Origin of the sequence: Leclercia sp. G3L, from assembly GCF_021117075.1 — a bacterium.
Taxonomy (GTDB): domain Bacteria; phylum Pseudomonadota; class Gammaproteobacteria; order Enterobacterales; family Enterobacteriaceae; genus Enterobacter; species Enterobacter adecarboxylatus_C.
Genome location: NZ_CP088265.1, coordinates 2,711,340 through 2,725,495 on the forward strand (window position 1 = coordinate 2,711,340; position 14,156 = coordinate 2,725,495).

The window sequence follows — 14,156 nt, forward strand, 5'->3', positions numbered from 1 at the left end:
GTAATCCTGACGCAAAAGAACAGCCATGGGAAGGGGGAGGGCGAACGGGAGGCTTCCCGCTCGCCTGCAACGCACCGGTTAAAACTGGAGCGTATCGATAATAGCCTGGCGCGCGCCCGTCTGGCGGATGCGCTGGTAAGCCCCGGTGACAGCCGCCACGAACTGCGGATCCTGCGGCAGGTCGGTGCCGAAAATTTCAGTGAGCGTCAGCAGGGCCGCGACGCGCTCCTCTTCGCTGCTGGTTTCGACGATGGTGCGAATTTTATCGCTCAGCGGATCGCGGACATCAATGGCGTTACCCGCATCGTCCACGCCGCTAACATAGCGCATCCAGCCTGCCACACCGAGCGCCAGCAGCGGCCAGGCGGTGTCGCGCTGGCGGTGAAGACGGATACTCTCCAGCATGCGCTGAGGCAGTTTCTGGCTGCCGTCCATCGCAATCTGCCAGGTGCGGTGCTGCAGCGCCGGGTTGGCGAAGCGGTCAATCAGGCTGTCGGCGTAGGCGGTGAGATCCACCCCGGTGATGCGCAGCGTCGGGGCCTGTTCATCGAGCATCAGGCGACGGGCAGCGTCACGCAGCGCGCTGTCCGCCATGCAGTCGTTGATATGGGCGAAACCGGCCAGATAGCCGAGATACGCCAGGAACGAATGGCTGCCGTTGAGCATGCGCAGCTTCATCTGCTCCCACGGCAGGACGTCCTGCACCATCTGTACTCCGGCTACTTCCCACTCCGGGCGGCCAGCGACAAAGTTGTCCTCGATCACCCACTGGATAAAGGGCTCGCAGCTGATGGCGCACGGATCCTCGACACCCACCTCACGGGCGATTTCTGCAAGAGAGTCGTCTGTGGCGGCGGGGACGATCCTGTCCACCATGGTGCCCGGGAAGCTGACGTTAGCGGCGATCCACTCCGCCAGCTCAGGCGAACGCTTGTGGGCCATGCCCAGCACCGCATTTTTCACCACATGGCCGTTATCGGGAATGTTATCGCAGGAAAGGACGCTGAACGGCGAAAGACCCCGCTCGCGACGGCGATGCAACGCTTCGACCAGGATCCCCGGCGCGGAGTGCGGTTCATCGGGATAGTCCAGATCGTGAATGATGCGTTCATTACGGGTATCCAGCTTGCCGGTGGCCGGATCGATGCAGTAGCCCTTTTCGGTAATGGTCAGGGAGACAATCGCCACCTGCGGCTCGCAAAACTTCTCAATAATTGCCGCCAGCGAATCCAGCTTTGCGTTCAGGCATTCATGCACCGCCCCCACGATAATCGGCTGATTACCTTCAGCGCCTTTTTCCAGCACCGTAAACAGATGATCCTGCGCGCGCAGCTGGCTCATCAGCGTATCGCCGCTAAACAGGCTAATCTCACATATCCCCCAGTCGCCGCCTTTGGCGTTCAGCACCCGATCGGTCAGGAGCGCCTGATGGGCGCGATGAAAGGCACCAAAGCCGAAATGGACGATACGGGAGCGTAACGCCTGACGATCGTACTGCGGCTGTAATACATTAGCGGGTAGCGTGGTGGAGGCAATTGTCTTCATGAAATACACACCTGATTAACCATTAATTAACAATGCCAGTGTAAAGTTATATGACAACAAATTGAATTGGTGAGCCGTAATTATCCGGGAACTGTGAGATGGATCAATCAATATAGCGAGACACGTTGACCTCTCTGGTCAGGCATGTATGGTAGTCGTCATCTCGATAGATAATATTGGTATAACAACTTTAGAGGGTGAATCAATGGAACAAACCTGGCGTTGGTACGGGCCGAAAGACCCGGTTTCTCTTGATGATGTGCGTCAGGCTGGCGCAACGGGCGTCGTCACCGCACTGCACCATATTCCCAACGGTCAGGTGTGGCCGGTGGAAGAGATCAAAGCGCGTCAGGCGCTGCTGGCAGAGAAAGGGCTGACCTGGTCGGTGGTCGAAAGTATTCCGGTTCACGAAGAGATCAAAACCCACTCCGGTGATTACCAGACCTGGATTGCCAACTACCAGCAGAGTATCCGCAACCTGGCGGCCTGCGGTATTGATACCGTGTGCTACAACTTTATGCCAATCCTCGACTGGACGCGTACCGACCTCGAATACGAAATGCCGGATGGCTCAAAAGCGCTGCGCTTTGACCAGATCGCCTTTGCCGCCTTCGAGCTGCACATTCTGAAGCGCGAAGGCGCAGCGGCAGATTACACCGCACAAGAGCAGCAGCAGGCGCAGGAATGGTTCAACAATGCCAGCGATGCCGAGATTGAAAAACTGACCCGCAACATTATCGCCGGCCTGCCGGGTGCAGAAGAGGGTTATACCCTCGACCAGTTCCGCGCGCGTCTGGCGGAGTATGGCAACATCGATAAAGCCCAGCTGCGGGAAAACATGGCCGTCTTCCTGCGCGCTATCGTGCCGGTGGCGGAAGAGGTGGGCGTGCGTCTGGCGGTCCACCCGGACGATCCACCGCGTCCGATCCTCGGCCTGCCGCGTATCGTCTCCACCATTGAGGATATGCAGTGGCTGAAAGAGACGGTCGACAGCATCTATAACGGCTTCACGATGTGTACCGGTTCCTACGGCGTGCGTGCCGATAACGACCTGGTGCAGATGATCGAGACCTTCGGCGACCGGATCCACTTTACCCACCTGCGCGCCACCTGCCGGGAAGATAACCCGAAAACCTTCCACGAAGCGGCGCATCTTGGCGGCGACGTGAACATGGTGGCGGTGGTCGATGCGATTCTGGGGGAAGAGCAGCGTCGCAAGCGGGCGGGCGATCTGCGTCCGATTCCGTTCCGCCCGGATCACGGGCACCAGATGCTGGACGATCTGCGTAAGAAAACCAACCCGGGTTATTCCGCGATTGGGCGTCTGAAAGGGATGGCGGAAGTGCGCGGCGTAGAGCTGGCGTTGAAGATGACGAAGTATCCAGAACTCCTGTAGGTTCAGCTGCCGGGTGGCGGCTTCGCCTTACCCGGCCTACAACAGCACGAATAAAAAAACCGGCTCAATGGCCGGTTTTTTTGTAGGCCCGGTAAGCGCAGCGCCACCGGGCAAATGCCACATTAGTCAGCGCGACCCATATAGCGTTTTTCTTCGATATGGATGCGGATTTTCTCGCCTGCGGAGAGGTATTCCGGCACCTGTACGACCAGACCGGTGGTCAGGGTCGCCGGTTTGTTACGCGCGGAAGCGGACGCACCTTTGATGCCCGGTGCCGTTTCCACGATCTCCAGATCGACGGTCTGCGGCAGCTCCAGCGCCAGCAGGACGCCGTCCCAGGTCAGGACTTGCATATCCGGCATCCCGCCTTCCGGGATAAACAGCAGCTCTTCTTCAATCTGATCTTTGGTGAAGATGTACGGGGTGTAGTCTTCTTTATCCATAAAGACGTATTCGTTGCCGTCAACGTAGGAGAAATCGACATAGCGACGGGTCAGGGTAACGGTATCCACGATATCGTCGCCTTTGAAACGCTCTTCAACTTTCAGACCGGTACGCACATCAGCAAAACGCATTTTGTACAGCGTTGCTGCGCCACGGGCGCTTGGTGCCTGAATATCGATGTCTTTCACAATCAGCAGCTTGCCGTTGTAATTCAGCACCATACCTTTCTTAATTTCGTTCGCTCTTGGCATTGCAGTCATCCTGTTTACGGGAAGGTCAAAAATATCGCGTCAAAGTACTCGCGCGCGGCATTTCAGGCAAGTGGATTTCGTGGCTTTTGCTATCAATACGCAAAAGGTGTTACTGTGCGCGTCACGCCCGCGGGAGCGGCTTTCTTTCAGGTAAAGTACGTTTATGGATTGCCGTCCGGACTGCGGCGCATGTTGCACTGCGCCTTCCATCTCCAGCCCCATTCCCGGGATGCCCAACGGCAAGCCTGCCAATACGCCTTGCGTCCAGCTGGACGCACAGCAGCGCTGCAAAATCTTCGGCTCGAGCTCGCGGCCCAAAGTCTGTGCCGGGCTTCAGCCTTCGCTCGAGATGTGCAGCACCTCGCGCGGGCAGGCCATGACCTGGCTGCTCGAACTCGAGGCGCTCACCGCGCCTTAAATGTCCTTAATGCGCGTCAGGCAGAGCGTGGTGAGGATGCACATCCCCAGCGCAATCCAGAATACCGCGTGATAGCTCCAGAACTCGGCCACCACCCCGGCCACAGAACCGGCGATAATCCAGCCCACACGGGTGGTATTGGTGTACAGCGTCGTCGCGGCACCCGCCTGGCCCGGCATCAGATCCTGGAAGTAGAGCATGCCGATCCCGGCGAGAATGCCAATATAAATGGCGTTCAGCAGCTGTAATCCCAGCAGCACCACCGGTGAGTGAGCGGTAAGCATTCCGACGTAAAACAGCAGGCCCGCGACGGCGGCAACGCGCATCAGGAAACGTTTACCGAAGCGTTTTGCGTAGTAGCCCGCAATCAGCATCGTCGGGATCTCCAGCCCGGCGGCGGTTCCCATCATTACCCCCGCCAGCTTCTCGGACAGATGCAGCTCATTAATGATAAACAGCGGCATATTGATGATGTACAGGCTGTTGGTGCCCCACATTAAGGTGCAAACCGTAAACAGCAGCAGGGCATCGCGCCGGTTGCGGCGAGGGGATTCCAGCACTCCGGTCGCCAGCTTCGGCTCTTTGCGCATCGTCGGCAGGAAAAACCACACCATCGCGCCACAGACCACAAAGGCCACGGCGGCGCTGAGATACATCGCCGTGAAACCAAACCCCATCGCCAGGGCGTAGGCCAGCGGCGGCCCGACCACCCATGCCAGGGAGACCTGGGCGCGCAGGATCGAGCTGAACATCACCGCCTCTCGGCCGGTATGGTCGGCATGCTCCCGGGCGAGGGCGAACAGCTGGGGGTTGGCGGTGGAGCCGAAGCTGCTGAGAAACACGCCGACAAACAACAACACGAAATAGTTACGGTTCCAGGCGAACAGCAGGCAGGCAAACACGCCCATCAGGCAGCAAAAGACGATCAGGGATTTGCGGTCGCCTTTCTTGTCCGAACGCCCGGCCAGAAACTGGCTGACCAGGATGCCGATGATGGCGCTTCCGGTAAAGAAGAAACCGACCATGGCCGGACGGGCATGAACCTCGTTAGTAAGGAACAGGCTCAGGGTTGGAGTTTGTAACGCACCGGCAATCCCGGTAAGGAAGGCAACAATCAAAAACGCCGATGAGGTCAAATCAAATGACTTTGGCGAGGCGGCGGCGGGGGTCGTATGCATGTTTCTGTATCAGTGATATGAAGAGAGGCGGAGTTTACGCCGCTTGTCAGAAAATAGACAGCGCGCAAGGCCACTCATCCCACGAAAAATCAAAATCCCCTTTCAGATTGTTATATGCGTTTGCTGAAGTAGCTGAAACACAGCGGTGAAATTCAAAACAGATAAGAAAAAATGCTTTGTCTGGCAATAAAATGTGCTGCACATCTAAATTTTGTATGCTGAATTGTAACTTTACTTGCAAGCTTTTGTAGAAAGAGCAAGACTTCTTGAAACGTTTCAGCGCTATCGGGTACCTCTGATTCAACCGGAATAGCGTATTTTTTTTCATGTTAGCTGAAACGATTCAATTTCAGCAGGAGTGGAGAACCATGTTCCAGTTATCCGTGCAGGACATTCATCCCGGCGAACAGGCCGGTACTAAAGAAGAGGCCATCCGGCAGATCGCTGCCGCGCTGGTGCAGGCGGGCAACGTCGCCAACGGCTACGTTGACGGCATGCTGGCGCGCGAGCTACAGACCTCAACCTTCCTTGGCAATGGCATCGCCATTCCGCATGGCACCACAGATACCCGCGACCAGGTGCTGAAAACCGGCGTTCAGGTTTATCAGTTCCCGCAGGGCGTGCTCTGGGGCGAAGGCCAGGTGGCTTATGTCGCCATCGGGATTGCCGCCAGCAGCGATGAACACCTCGGCCTGCTGCGTCAGCTGACGCACGTCCTGAGCGACGACGCGGTGGCTGAACAGCTGAAATCCGCCACCACTGCCGAAGAGCTGCGCGCGCTGCTGATGGGTGAAAAGCAGAGCGAAGCCCTGAAGCTGGATAACGACACGCTGACCCTCGACGTAGTGGCATCCGATCTGGTGACCCTGCAGGCGTTGAACGCCGGTCGCCTGAAAGAGGCCGGTGCGGTGGATACCGCCTTCGTGGCCCACGCCGTTAACGATAAGCCGCTGAACCTCGGTCAGGGCGTCTGGCTGAACGACTGTGCTGAAGGCAACCTGCGCAGCGCTATCGCGGTCAGCCGTGCGGCCACCGCTTTTGACACCGCCGGGGAAACCACGGCCCTGCTGGTCACCGTCGCCATGGCGGATGACCAGCCGGTTGAGGTGCTGAAGCGCCTCGGCGATCTGCTGCTGAACAAAAAAGCTGAACAACTGCTGAAAGCCGATGCCGCAACCCTGCTGGCGCTGCTGACCAGCGATGATGTGAATACCGATGAACTGCTGAGCGCCGAATTTGTGGTGCGTAACGAACATGGTCTGCACGCTCGTCCGGGCACCATGCTGGTCAATACCATTAAGCAGTTCAACAGCGACGTCACCGTCACCAACCTCGACGGCAGTGGCAAACCGGCCAACGGTCGCAGCCTGATGAAGGTTGTCGCGCTGGGCGTGAAAAAAGGCCATCGCCTGCGTTTTACCGCGCAGGGTGCAGATGCTGAACAGGCGCTGAAAGCGATTGGCGAGGCCATCGCGGCCGGTCTGGGGGAGGGCGCATAATGAGCAGACGTGTTGCCACCATTACGCTGAACCCGGCTTACGACCTCGTGGGCTTTTGCCCGGAAATTGAACGCGGCGAAGTTAACCTCGTGCGTACCACTGGCCTGCACGCGGCAGGTAAAGGGATTAACGTTGCGAAAGTGCTGAAGGATCTCGGGATCGACGTCACCGTCGGCGGCTTCCTCGGCAAAGATAACCAGGATGGTTTCCAGCAGCTGTTCAGCGAGCTGGGGATCGCCAACCGTTTTCAGGTGGTGCAGGGCCGTACCCGCATCAACGTGAAAATGACTGAAAAAGATGGCGAAGTGACCGATCTCAACTTCTCCGGTTTTGAAGTCACCCAGGCCGACTGGGAGCGTTTTGTGAATGACTCCCTGACCTGGCTGGGTCAGTTCGACATGGTCTGCGTCAGCGGCAGCCTGCCGTCCGGCGTCAGCCCGGAAGCCTTTACCGACTGGATGACGCGCCTGCGCAGCCAGTGCCCATGCATCATCTTTGACAGCAGCCGCGATGCGCTGGTGGCGGGTCTGAAAGCCGCGCCGTGGCTGGTGAAACCGAATCGTCGCGAACTTGAGATCTGGGCTGGCCGTAAGCTGCCAGACTTAAAGGATGTCATTGATGCCGCCCATGCCTTACGTGAGCAAGGTATCGCGCATGTGGTGATCTCGCTGGGTGCAGAGGGCGCGCTGTGGGTTAACGCCTCCGGCGAATGGATCGCCAAACCGCCGTCGATGGAAGTGGTCAGCACCGTGGGTGCAGGCGATTCGATGGTGGGCGGGTTGATTTACGGCCTGCTGATGCGTGAATCCAGTGAACACACGTTACGTCTTGCCACCGCCGTTGCTGCCCTGGCCGTCAGCCAGAGCAATGTCGGGATCACCGATCGTACCCAGTTAGCCGCGATGATGGCGCGCGTTGACTTGAAACCCTTTAACTGACAGCAGGAGAGGCATAATGAAAACGCTGCTGATTATTGACTCTGCACTCGGACAGGCCCGCGCCTATATGGCGAAAACCTTGCTGGGTTCGGCGGGACATAAAGCACACCTTGATTTCATCGACAACCCGGGCGATGCCGAACTGGTTATCGTCCTGGGCGACAAGATCCCGGCCGACAGCTCGCTGAACGGCAAAAAAGTGTGGCTGGGCGATATCAATCGCGCGGTCGCTCACCCGGAACTGTTCCTGAGCGAAGCGAAAGGCCATGCGGCGCTGTATACCGCTCCTGTCGCAGAAGCGGCGGCAACGACTGTTACCAGCGGTCCGAAACGCGTGGTGGCGGTGACCGCCTGCCCGACCGGCGTGGCGCACACCTTTATGGCCGCAGAAGCCATTGAAACCGAAGCCAAAAAACGCGGCTGGTGGGTGAAGGTTGAAACCCGCGGCTCGGTGGGCGCAGGCAATGCCATCACCCCGGAAGAGGTGGCGGCAGCGGACCTGGTGATCGTGGCCGCGGATATCGAAGTGGATCTGGCGAAGTTTGCCGGTAAGCCGATGTACCGCACCTCAACCGGTCTGGCGCTGAAGAAAACTGCCCAGGAGCTGGACAAAGCCCAGGCGGAAGCGAAAACCTTCCAGCCGGCGGGCAACACCGCCTCCTCGGCCTCTGAAGGCAAGAAAGAGTCCGCCGGGGCTTACCGTCACCTGCTGACGGGCGTCTCCTATATGCTGCCGATGGTGGTGGCGGGCGGTCTCTGTATCGCGCTCTCCTTCGCGTTTGGTATCGAGGCCTTTAAAGAGCCGGGTACCCTGGCGGCGGCATTGATGCAGATTGGCGGCGGCTCGGCGTTCGCGCTGATGGTGCCGGTGCTGGCAGGTTACATTGCGTTCTCCGTCGCTGACCGTCCGGGTCTGACCCCGGGCCTGATCGGCGGTATGCTGGCCGTAAGCACCGGCTCTGGCTTTATCGGCGGGATCATCGCCGGCTTCCTCGCCGGCTACGTGGCGAAGCTGATCAGCTCGAAGCTGAAACTGCCGCAGAGTATGGAAGCGCTGAAACCGATCCTGATCATTCCGCTGTTCTCCAGCCTGGTTGTTGGTCTGGCTATGATCTACCTGATCGGTAAGCCGGTCGCAGGTATCCTCGAAGGCCTGACCCACTGGCTGCAGACCATGGGCACCGCCAATGCGGTCCTGCTGGGTGCGATCCTCGGCGCCATGATGTGTACCGATATGGGTGGTCCGGTGAACAAAGCGGCTTATGCGTTCGGCGTTGGCCTGCTGAGTACCCAGACTTATGCTCCGATGGCGGCGATTATGGCTGCAGGAATGGTGCCACCGCTGGCGCTGGGCCTGGCGACTATTATTGCTCGTCGTAAGTTCGACAAGGCGCAGCAGGAAGGCGGTAAAGCGGCGCTGGTTCTGGGCCTGTGCTTTATCACCGAAGGGGCGATTCCGTTCGCTGCCCGTGACCCGATGCGCGTTCTGCCGTGCTGTATCGTCGGCGGTGCGGTGACCGGTGCTATCTCCATGGCGGTGGGCGCAAAACTGATGGCGCCGCATGGCGGTCTGTTTGTTCTGCTGATCCCGGGTGCGATTACGCCGGTGCTGGGTTACCTGTTCGCGATTATCGCCGGTACGCTGGTGGCAGGTCTCTCTTACGCGGTGGTAAAACGCCCGGAAGCTGAAGCGATCGCCGCGAAAGCAGCATAATTTCTCTTAAAGATAAAAGGCAGAGGAAACTCTGCCTTTTTATTGTAATAAGACAATCGCCGCGAAAGCGGCGATTTTTTTATACCGTTACTTCTGCCGTCTGCTGTGCCTTCAGCCAGGCGATCTCTTCCGCCCAGATATCCGGGTTGATGGTTTCCAGCACCAGCGGAATGCCGTCGAAACGCGGGTTCTGCATGATAAAGCGGAACGCGTCGTGGCCGATGTTGCCTTCACCCAGGCTGTGATGGCGGTCAACGCGGCTGCCAAAAGCGCTTTTCGCATCGTTGAGGTGCATGCCGCGCAGGTACTTGAAGCCCACAATGTGCTCGAATTCCGCGAAGGTTTTGGCACACTCTTCACTGCTGCGCAGGTCGTAACCCGCCGCAAAGGCATGGCAGGTATCAATGCAGACGCCGACGCGGGTTTTATCTTCCACGCCATCGATAATGGCCGCCAGATGCTCAAAGCGGAAACCGAGGTTGCTGCCCTGTCCGGCGGTATTCTCAATCACCGCCGTTACCCCTTGAGTCTGTTCCAGCACGATATTGATCGACTCGGCGATCCGTGCCAGACAGGCGTCTTCGTCGATCTGCGTCAGATGGCTGCCAGGGTGGAAGTTCAGCAGCGTCAGGCCGAGCTGCTCGCAGCGCTGCATCTCATCCAGGAAGGCCTCGCGGGATTTATCCAGCGCCTCCTGAACCGGGTGACCGAGGTTAATCAGGTAGCTGTCGTGGGGCAGGATCTGGCCGGGGGTGAAATGGTATTTTTCGCAGGCCGCTTTGAACTCATCAATCACCTGAGTCGTTAAGGGTGCGGCGCGCCACTGGCGCTGATTTTTGGTGAACAGGGCGAAGGCGGTCGCCTCGATTTCGGCGGCACGAATGGCGGCATTCGCCAGACCGCCAGCAGCGCTGACGTGCGCTCCAACATATTTCATAAAGGGACTCCTGTTAACCCGCAAACGCTTATGATAGCGGGTTAACAGGAGAAGTTTGAAGTGGTTTATGCCAGCAGGCTATGAACCGCCAGGTTAATGGCACCACCGCCAACAATCAGCCAGACAAAGAGCAGCAGCGCCATCAGCAGCGGTTTCGCCCCGGCTTTTTTCAGGGCGCTGACGTGGGTGGTTAAGCCCAGCGCCGCCATCGCCATCGCCAGCAGCACCGTATCCAGCGTCACCAGCATATCGACGACTGTTTTGGGCAGCAGATGGAACGAGTTAAACACCGCCACCACAATAAACAGGATCGCAAACCACGGAATGGTAATTTTGCTCTTCTCGCCGTTGCCCGCCGGAGCGAGCTGTTTCACCCGCGCCGCCAGGATCAGCAGGAAGGGCGCCAGCATCATTACTCGCAGCATTTTGGCGATCACCGCCGCATTCTCCGCGTCCGGGCTGATGGCATGACCGGCTGCTACCACCTGAGCGACCTCATGCATCGTCGAGCCAATATAAATCCCGTAGGTTTCCGGGCTAAACCAGTGCGCCACCAGGGGATACATCGCCGGATAGAGGAAGATCGCCAGGGTACCGAAGATCACCACCGTCGCGACGGCAACCGTCACCTTGCTGGCCTCGGCCTTGACTACCGGCTCGGTCGCCAGTACCGCCGCGGCACCGCAAATGCTGCTGCCCGCGCCAATCAGCCAACTGGTCTGTTTGTCGAGCCCGAACACCTTCTGGCCGATAAAGCAGGCCAGCAAGAAGGTGCTGGTCAGGGTTAACACGTCGATGGCGATCCCGCTGACCCCAACGTCAGCAATCTGCGCAAAGGTCAGGCGAAAGCCATACAGGATGATCCCGAGGCGCAGCAGGTGCTGCTTAGCGAAGATCACGCCGCTATCGCAGGGCTTGTAGATGTGTGGATAGACCGTATTCCCGACGACCATCCCCAGCAGGATGGCCAGCGTCAGGGCACTGAAGCCCGCCCCGGCTACCGCCGGAATACTGCCGCCCCATAATGCCACGCCGGTGACCAGCGCGCTCAGCGCCAGGCCGGGAATGTAGTGCCACACTGTACGATGATGCTGCAGGGTGAGTGTTGTCATAACCTTCTCCTTTTCTCTGGCTAAAGGTTACGGCGTGCTGGCTTAAAAATAAAATTGATTATATATTTATAATTAATCTTTATAAGTGGTAAGCAGAGTGCTTACCGTACCGGATGGCAACTATGCACATTACGTTACGCCAGCTTGAAGTCTTTGCCGAAGTGCTGAAAAGCGGGTCGACTACCCAGGCTTCCCAGATGCTGGCGCTATCCCAGTCCGCGGTCAGCGCCGCGCTGACCGATCTTGAAGGCCAGCTGGGGGTTCAGCTCTTTGACAGGGTAGGGAAGCGGCTGGTGGTTAACGAGCACGGGCGCTTGCTCTATCCCCGCGCGCTGGCGCTGCTGGAGCAGACCGTCGAGATCGAACAGCTGTTTCGCGAGGATAACGGCGCTATTCGCGTCTATGCCAGCAGCACCATCGGCAACTATATCCTGCCGGAGGTGATTGCCCGCTACCGCCGCGATTTCCCGTCTCTGCCGCTGGAGATGAGCGTCGGCAACAGCCAGGACGTGATCACCGCGGTGATCGACTTTCGGGTGGATATTGGCCTTATCGAAGGGCCGTGCCACAACGCCGACATCATTGCCGAACCCTGGCTGGAGGATGAGCTGGTAGTCTTCGCCTCGCCGGCCTCTTCTTTATTGCAGCAGGAGGTGACGCTGGAGCGGCTGGCGCAGGCACCGTGGATTTTGCGCGAGCAGGGGTCGGGCACGCGGGAGATCGTCGATTATCTGCTGCTTTCGCATCTGCCGCAGTTTCATATGGGCATGGAGCTGGGCAATTCGGAGGCGATCAAACATGCGGTGCGCCACGGTCTTGGCATCAGCTGCCTGTCACGCCGGGTGATTGCTGAACAGCTGGAGAGCGGCACGCTTGTGGAGATCCCCGTTCCGCTGCCGACTAAGCTGGTGCGTACCCTGTGGCGCATCCATCATCGCCAGAAGCACCTCTCCAACTCCCTGCAGCGTTTTCTGCGCTACTGCGAAATGTAAGCCCGCCCGGCGGCGATTTACCCGCCGGGATCTGTTTCGCACACCGGTGTCATTCTCTGCTTTACTTATAATCCCGGCCCGGTCATGAAGCTCTCTTATAACAGGGCATTTGTGCCGGAAGAGCTGGCGATCGTCTGCTACAATCGCGCCTCATTTTTTGAATGGACAGCATTTTCATATGGTTTCCGAAAATAAAACCACAGAAGCGCCCGCGCTACGTCGCGAACTCAAGGCGCGTCACCTGACGATGATTGCCATTGGCGGTTCTATCGGTACAGGTTTGTTTGTCGCCTCTGGAGCGACCATTTCTGCAGCGGGCCCTGGCGGCGCGCTCTTTTCCTATATCCTGATCGGTTTGATGGTCTACTTCCTGATGACCAGCCTGGGCGAACTGGCGGCGTACATGCCGGTTTCCGGTTCTTTCTCCACCTACGGTCAGAAATATGTGGAAGAAGGCTTCGGCTTCGCGCTGGGCTGGAACTACTGGTACAACTGGGCGGTCACCATCGCCGTGGATCTCGTGGCCTCGCAGCTGGTGATGACCTGGTGGTTCCCGGATACGCCGGGCTGGATCTGGAGCGCCATCTTCCTCGGGCTGATCTTCCTGCTGAACTACATCTCCGTGCGCGGTTTTGGCGAAGCGGAATACTGGTTCTCGCTGATCAAAGTCGCCACGGTGATCATCTTTATCGCCGTGGGCGTGGCGATGATCTTCGGTATCTTCAAAGGCACCGAACCGGCGGGCTGGAGCAACTGGGGGATTGGCGATGCGCCCTTTGCCGGGGGCTTCTCGGCGATGATTGGCGTGGCGATGATCGTCGGCTTCTCCTTCCAGGGAACGGAGCTTATCGGTATTGCCGCCGGTGAATCCGAAAACCCGGAGAAGAACATTCCGCGCGCGGTGCGGCAGGTCTTCTGGCGTATCCTGCTGTTCTATGTGTTCGCAATCCTGATTATTAGCCTGATCATTCCGTATACCGATCCGAGCCTGCTGCGTAACGATGTGAAAGACATCAGCGTCAGCCCGTTCACCCTGGTGTTCCAGCATGCCGGCCTGCTCTCTGCGGCAGCGGTGATGAATGCGGTGATCCTGACGGCGGTACTGTCGGCGGGTAACTCCGGGATGTACGCCTCTACCCGTATGCTCTACTCCCTGGCCTGCGACGGCAAAGCGCCGCGTATTTTCGCGAAGCTGTCCCGGGGCGGCGTGCCGCGTAACGCGCTGTATGCCACCACCGTGATTGCCTGCCTGTGCTTCCTGACCTCAATGTTTGGCAACCAGACGGTCTACCTGTGGCTGCTGAACACCTCCGGGATGACGGGCTTTATCGCCTGGCTCGGTATCGCCATCAGCCACTACCGTTTCCGTCGCGGCTACGTGAAGCAGGGTTATGACATTAGCAACCTGCCGTACCGCTCCGGGTTCTTCCCGCTGGGGCCGATCTTCGCCTTTGTGCTGTGTCTGATCATCACTCTGGGTCAGAACTACGAAGCCTTCCTCGCCGACACCATTGACTGGGGCGGCGTGGCAGCGACCTATATCGGTATCCCGCTGTTCCTGATCATCTGGTTTGGCTACAAGCTGGCGAAGGGAACGAAATTTGTCAGCTATAGCGAAATGGAATTCCCGAATAGCTTTAAAAAATAACCGCAACGCTTCTCTTTAACCCGCTCACCCGAGCGGGTTTTTTTATTTCTCCACACTATGCACTCTTGACATAACTTTTAACAA

At 58.3% G+C, this 14,156-nt stretch carries 12 protein-coding genes; 7 read left to right on the plus strand and 5 right to left on the minus strand.

The features are described 5' to 3' along the window. Window positions 1–78: 78 nt before the first annotated feature. Window positions 79–1,545, minus strand: coding sequence for a mannitol dehydrogenase family protein (locus LRS40_RS14315; protein ID WP_231311870.1), 1,467 nt, complete (start codon window positions 1,543–1,545; stop codon window positions 79–81). Window positions 1,546–1,750: 205 nt separating this feature from the next. Here LRS40_RS14315 and uxuA point away from each other — a divergent pair, with 205 nt between their 5' ends. Continuing rightward, a complete protein-coding gene (uxuA, locus tag LRS40_RS14320; RefSeq protein WP_156264254.1) occupies window positions 1,751–2,941 on the plus strand; it encodes a mannonate dehydratase in 1,191 nt (396 codons plus the stop codon). Between the two features lie 122 nt (window positions 2,942–3,063). Here the strand turns inward: uxuA and yeiP are convergent, their stop codons facing one another. After that, window positions 3,064–3,636 (minus strand): elongation factor P-like protein YeiP, encoded by a 573-nt coding sequence (gene yeiP, locus LRS40_RS14325; protein WP_014884579.1) that lies wholly within the window; start codon window positions 3,634–3,636, stop codon window positions 3,064–3,066. A gap of 163 nt (window positions 3,637–3,799) precedes the next feature. Here yeiP and LRS40_RS14330 point away from each other — a divergent pair, with 163 nt between their 5' ends. Further along, window positions 3,800–4,054 (plus strand): YkgJ family cysteine cluster protein, encoded by a 255-nt coding sequence (locus LRS40_RS14330; RefSeq protein ID WP_156264253.1) that lies wholly within the window; start codon window positions 3,800–3,802, stop codon window positions 4,052–4,054. Here LRS40_RS14330 and setB read toward each other — a convergent pair. Then, window positions 4,051–5,232 (minus strand): sugar efflux transporter SetB, encoded by a 1,182-nt coding sequence (gene setB, locus LRS40_RS14335; protein WP_156264252.1) that lies wholly within the window; start codon window positions 5,230–5,232, stop codon window positions 4,051–4,053. The two genes, LRS40_RS14330 and setB, sit on opposite strands and share 4 nt — an antisense overlap. Window positions 5,233–5,600: 368 nt before the next feature. Here setB and fruB point away from each other — a divergent pair, with 368 nt between their 5' ends. From fruB to fruA, 3 genes are read left to right on the plus strand one after another with little or no spacing between them, the layout of a single operon-like run. Continuing rightward, window positions 5,601–6,731 (plus strand): fused PTS fructose transporter subunit IIA/HPr protein, encoded by a 1,131-nt coding sequence (gene fruB / locus LRS40_RS14340; RefSeq protein WP_142486492.1) that lies wholly within the window; start codon window positions 5,601–5,603, stop codon window positions 6,729–6,731. Beyond that, window positions 6,731–7,669, plus strand: coding sequence for a 1-phosphofructokinase (gene fruK / locus LRS40_RS14345; RefSeq protein ID WP_142486491.1), 939 nt, complete (start codon window positions 6,731–6,733; stop codon window positions 7,667–7,669). The genes fruB and fruK overlap by 1 nt, the downstream gene beginning before the upstream one ends. Before the next feature lie 16 nt (window positions 7,670–7,685). Next, on the plus strand, window positions 7,686–9,383 hold the full coding sequence (gene fruA, locus LRS40_RS14350) for a PTS fructose transporter subunit IIBC (RefSeq protein ID WP_231311871.1): 1,698 nt from the start codon (window positions 7,686–7,688) through the stop codon (window positions 9,381–9,383). Between the two features lie 79 nt (window positions 9,384–9,462). Here fruA and nfo read toward each other — a convergent pair whose 3' ends face one another. After that, entirely contained in the window at window positions 9,463–10,320 is an 858-nt protein-coding gene (gene nfo, locus LRS40_RS14355; protein WP_231311872.1) for a deoxyribonuclease IV, read from the minus strand. Window positions 10,321–10,385: 65 nt separating this feature from the next. Further along, the gene (locus tag LRS40_RS14360; RefSeq protein WP_156264247.1) at window positions 10,386–11,432 is read right to left on the minus strand and encodes a YeiH family protein; all 1,047 of its coding nucleotides are present in this window, start codon (window positions 11,430–11,432) and stop codon (window positions 10,386–10,388) included. Between the two features lie 122 nt (window positions 11,433–11,554). Here LRS40_RS14360 and yieE point away from each other — a divergent pair, with 122 nt between their 5' ends. Together yieE and LRS40_RS14370 are read left to right on the plus strand one after the other, a co-directional pair. Then, complete coding sequence (gene yieE, locus LRS40_RS14365; RefSeq protein ID WP_142486487.1) at window positions 11,555–12,424, plus strand: DNA-binding transcriptional regulator YeiE; 870 nt, start codon at window positions 11,555–11,557, stop codon at window positions 12,422–12,424. A gap of 178 nt (window positions 12,425–12,602) precedes the next feature. Then, window positions 12,603–14,072 (plus strand): amino acid permease, encoded by a 1,470-nt coding sequence (locus LRS40_RS14370; protein WP_142486486.1) that lies wholly within the window; start codon window positions 12,603–12,605, stop codon window positions 14,070–14,072. The last annotated feature ends 84 nt before the right edge of the window (window positions 14,073–14,156 follow it).

Bases quoted from the DNA above. Each gene is read 5' to 3' on its own strand.
- LRS40_RS14315 (WP_231311870.1), bottom strand. From the start codon at position 1,545: ATGAAGACAATTGCCTCCACCACGCTACCCGCTAATGTATTACAGCCG.
- uxuA (WP_156264254.1), top strand. From the start codon at position 1,751: ATGGAACAAACCTGGCGTTGGTACGGGCCGAAAGACCCGGTTTCTCTT.
- yeiP (WP_014884579.1), bottom strand. From the start codon at position 3,636: ATGCCAAGAGCGAACGAAATTAAGAAAGGTATGGTGCTGAATTACAAC.
- LRS40_RS14330 (WP_156264253.1), top strand. From the start codon at position 3,800: ATGGATTGCCGTCCGGACTGCGGCGCATGTTGCACTGCGCCTTCCATC.
- setB (WP_156264252.1), bottom strand. From the start codon at position 5,232: ATGCATACGACCCCCGCCGCCGCCTCGCCAAAGTCATTTGATTTGACC.
- fruB (WP_142486492.1), top strand. From the start codon at position 5,601: ATGTTCCAGTTATCCGTGCAGGACATTCATCCCGGCGAACAGGCCGGT.
- fruK (WP_142486491.1), top strand. From the start codon at position 6,731: ATGAGCAGACGTGTTGCCACCATTACGCTGAACCCGGCTTACGACCTC.
- fruA (WP_231311871.1), top strand. From the start codon at position 7,686: ATGAAAACGCTGCTGATTATTGACTCTGCACTCGGACAGGCCCGCGCC.
- nfo (WP_231311872.1), bottom strand. From the start codon at position 10,320: ATGAAATATGTTGGAGCGCACGTCAGCGCTGCTGGCGGTCTGGCGAAT.
- LRS40_RS14360 (WP_156264247.1), bottom strand. From the start codon at position 11,432: ATGACAACACTCACCCTGCAGCATCATCGTACAGTGTGGCACTACATT.
- yieE (WP_142486487.1), top strand. From the start codon at position 11,555: ATGCACATTACGTTACGCCAGCTTGAAGTCTTTGCCGAAGTGCTGAAA.
- LRS40_RS14370 (WP_142486486.1), top strand. From the start codon at position 12,603: ATGGTTTCCGAAAATAAAACCACAGAAGCGCCCGCGCTACGTCGCGAA.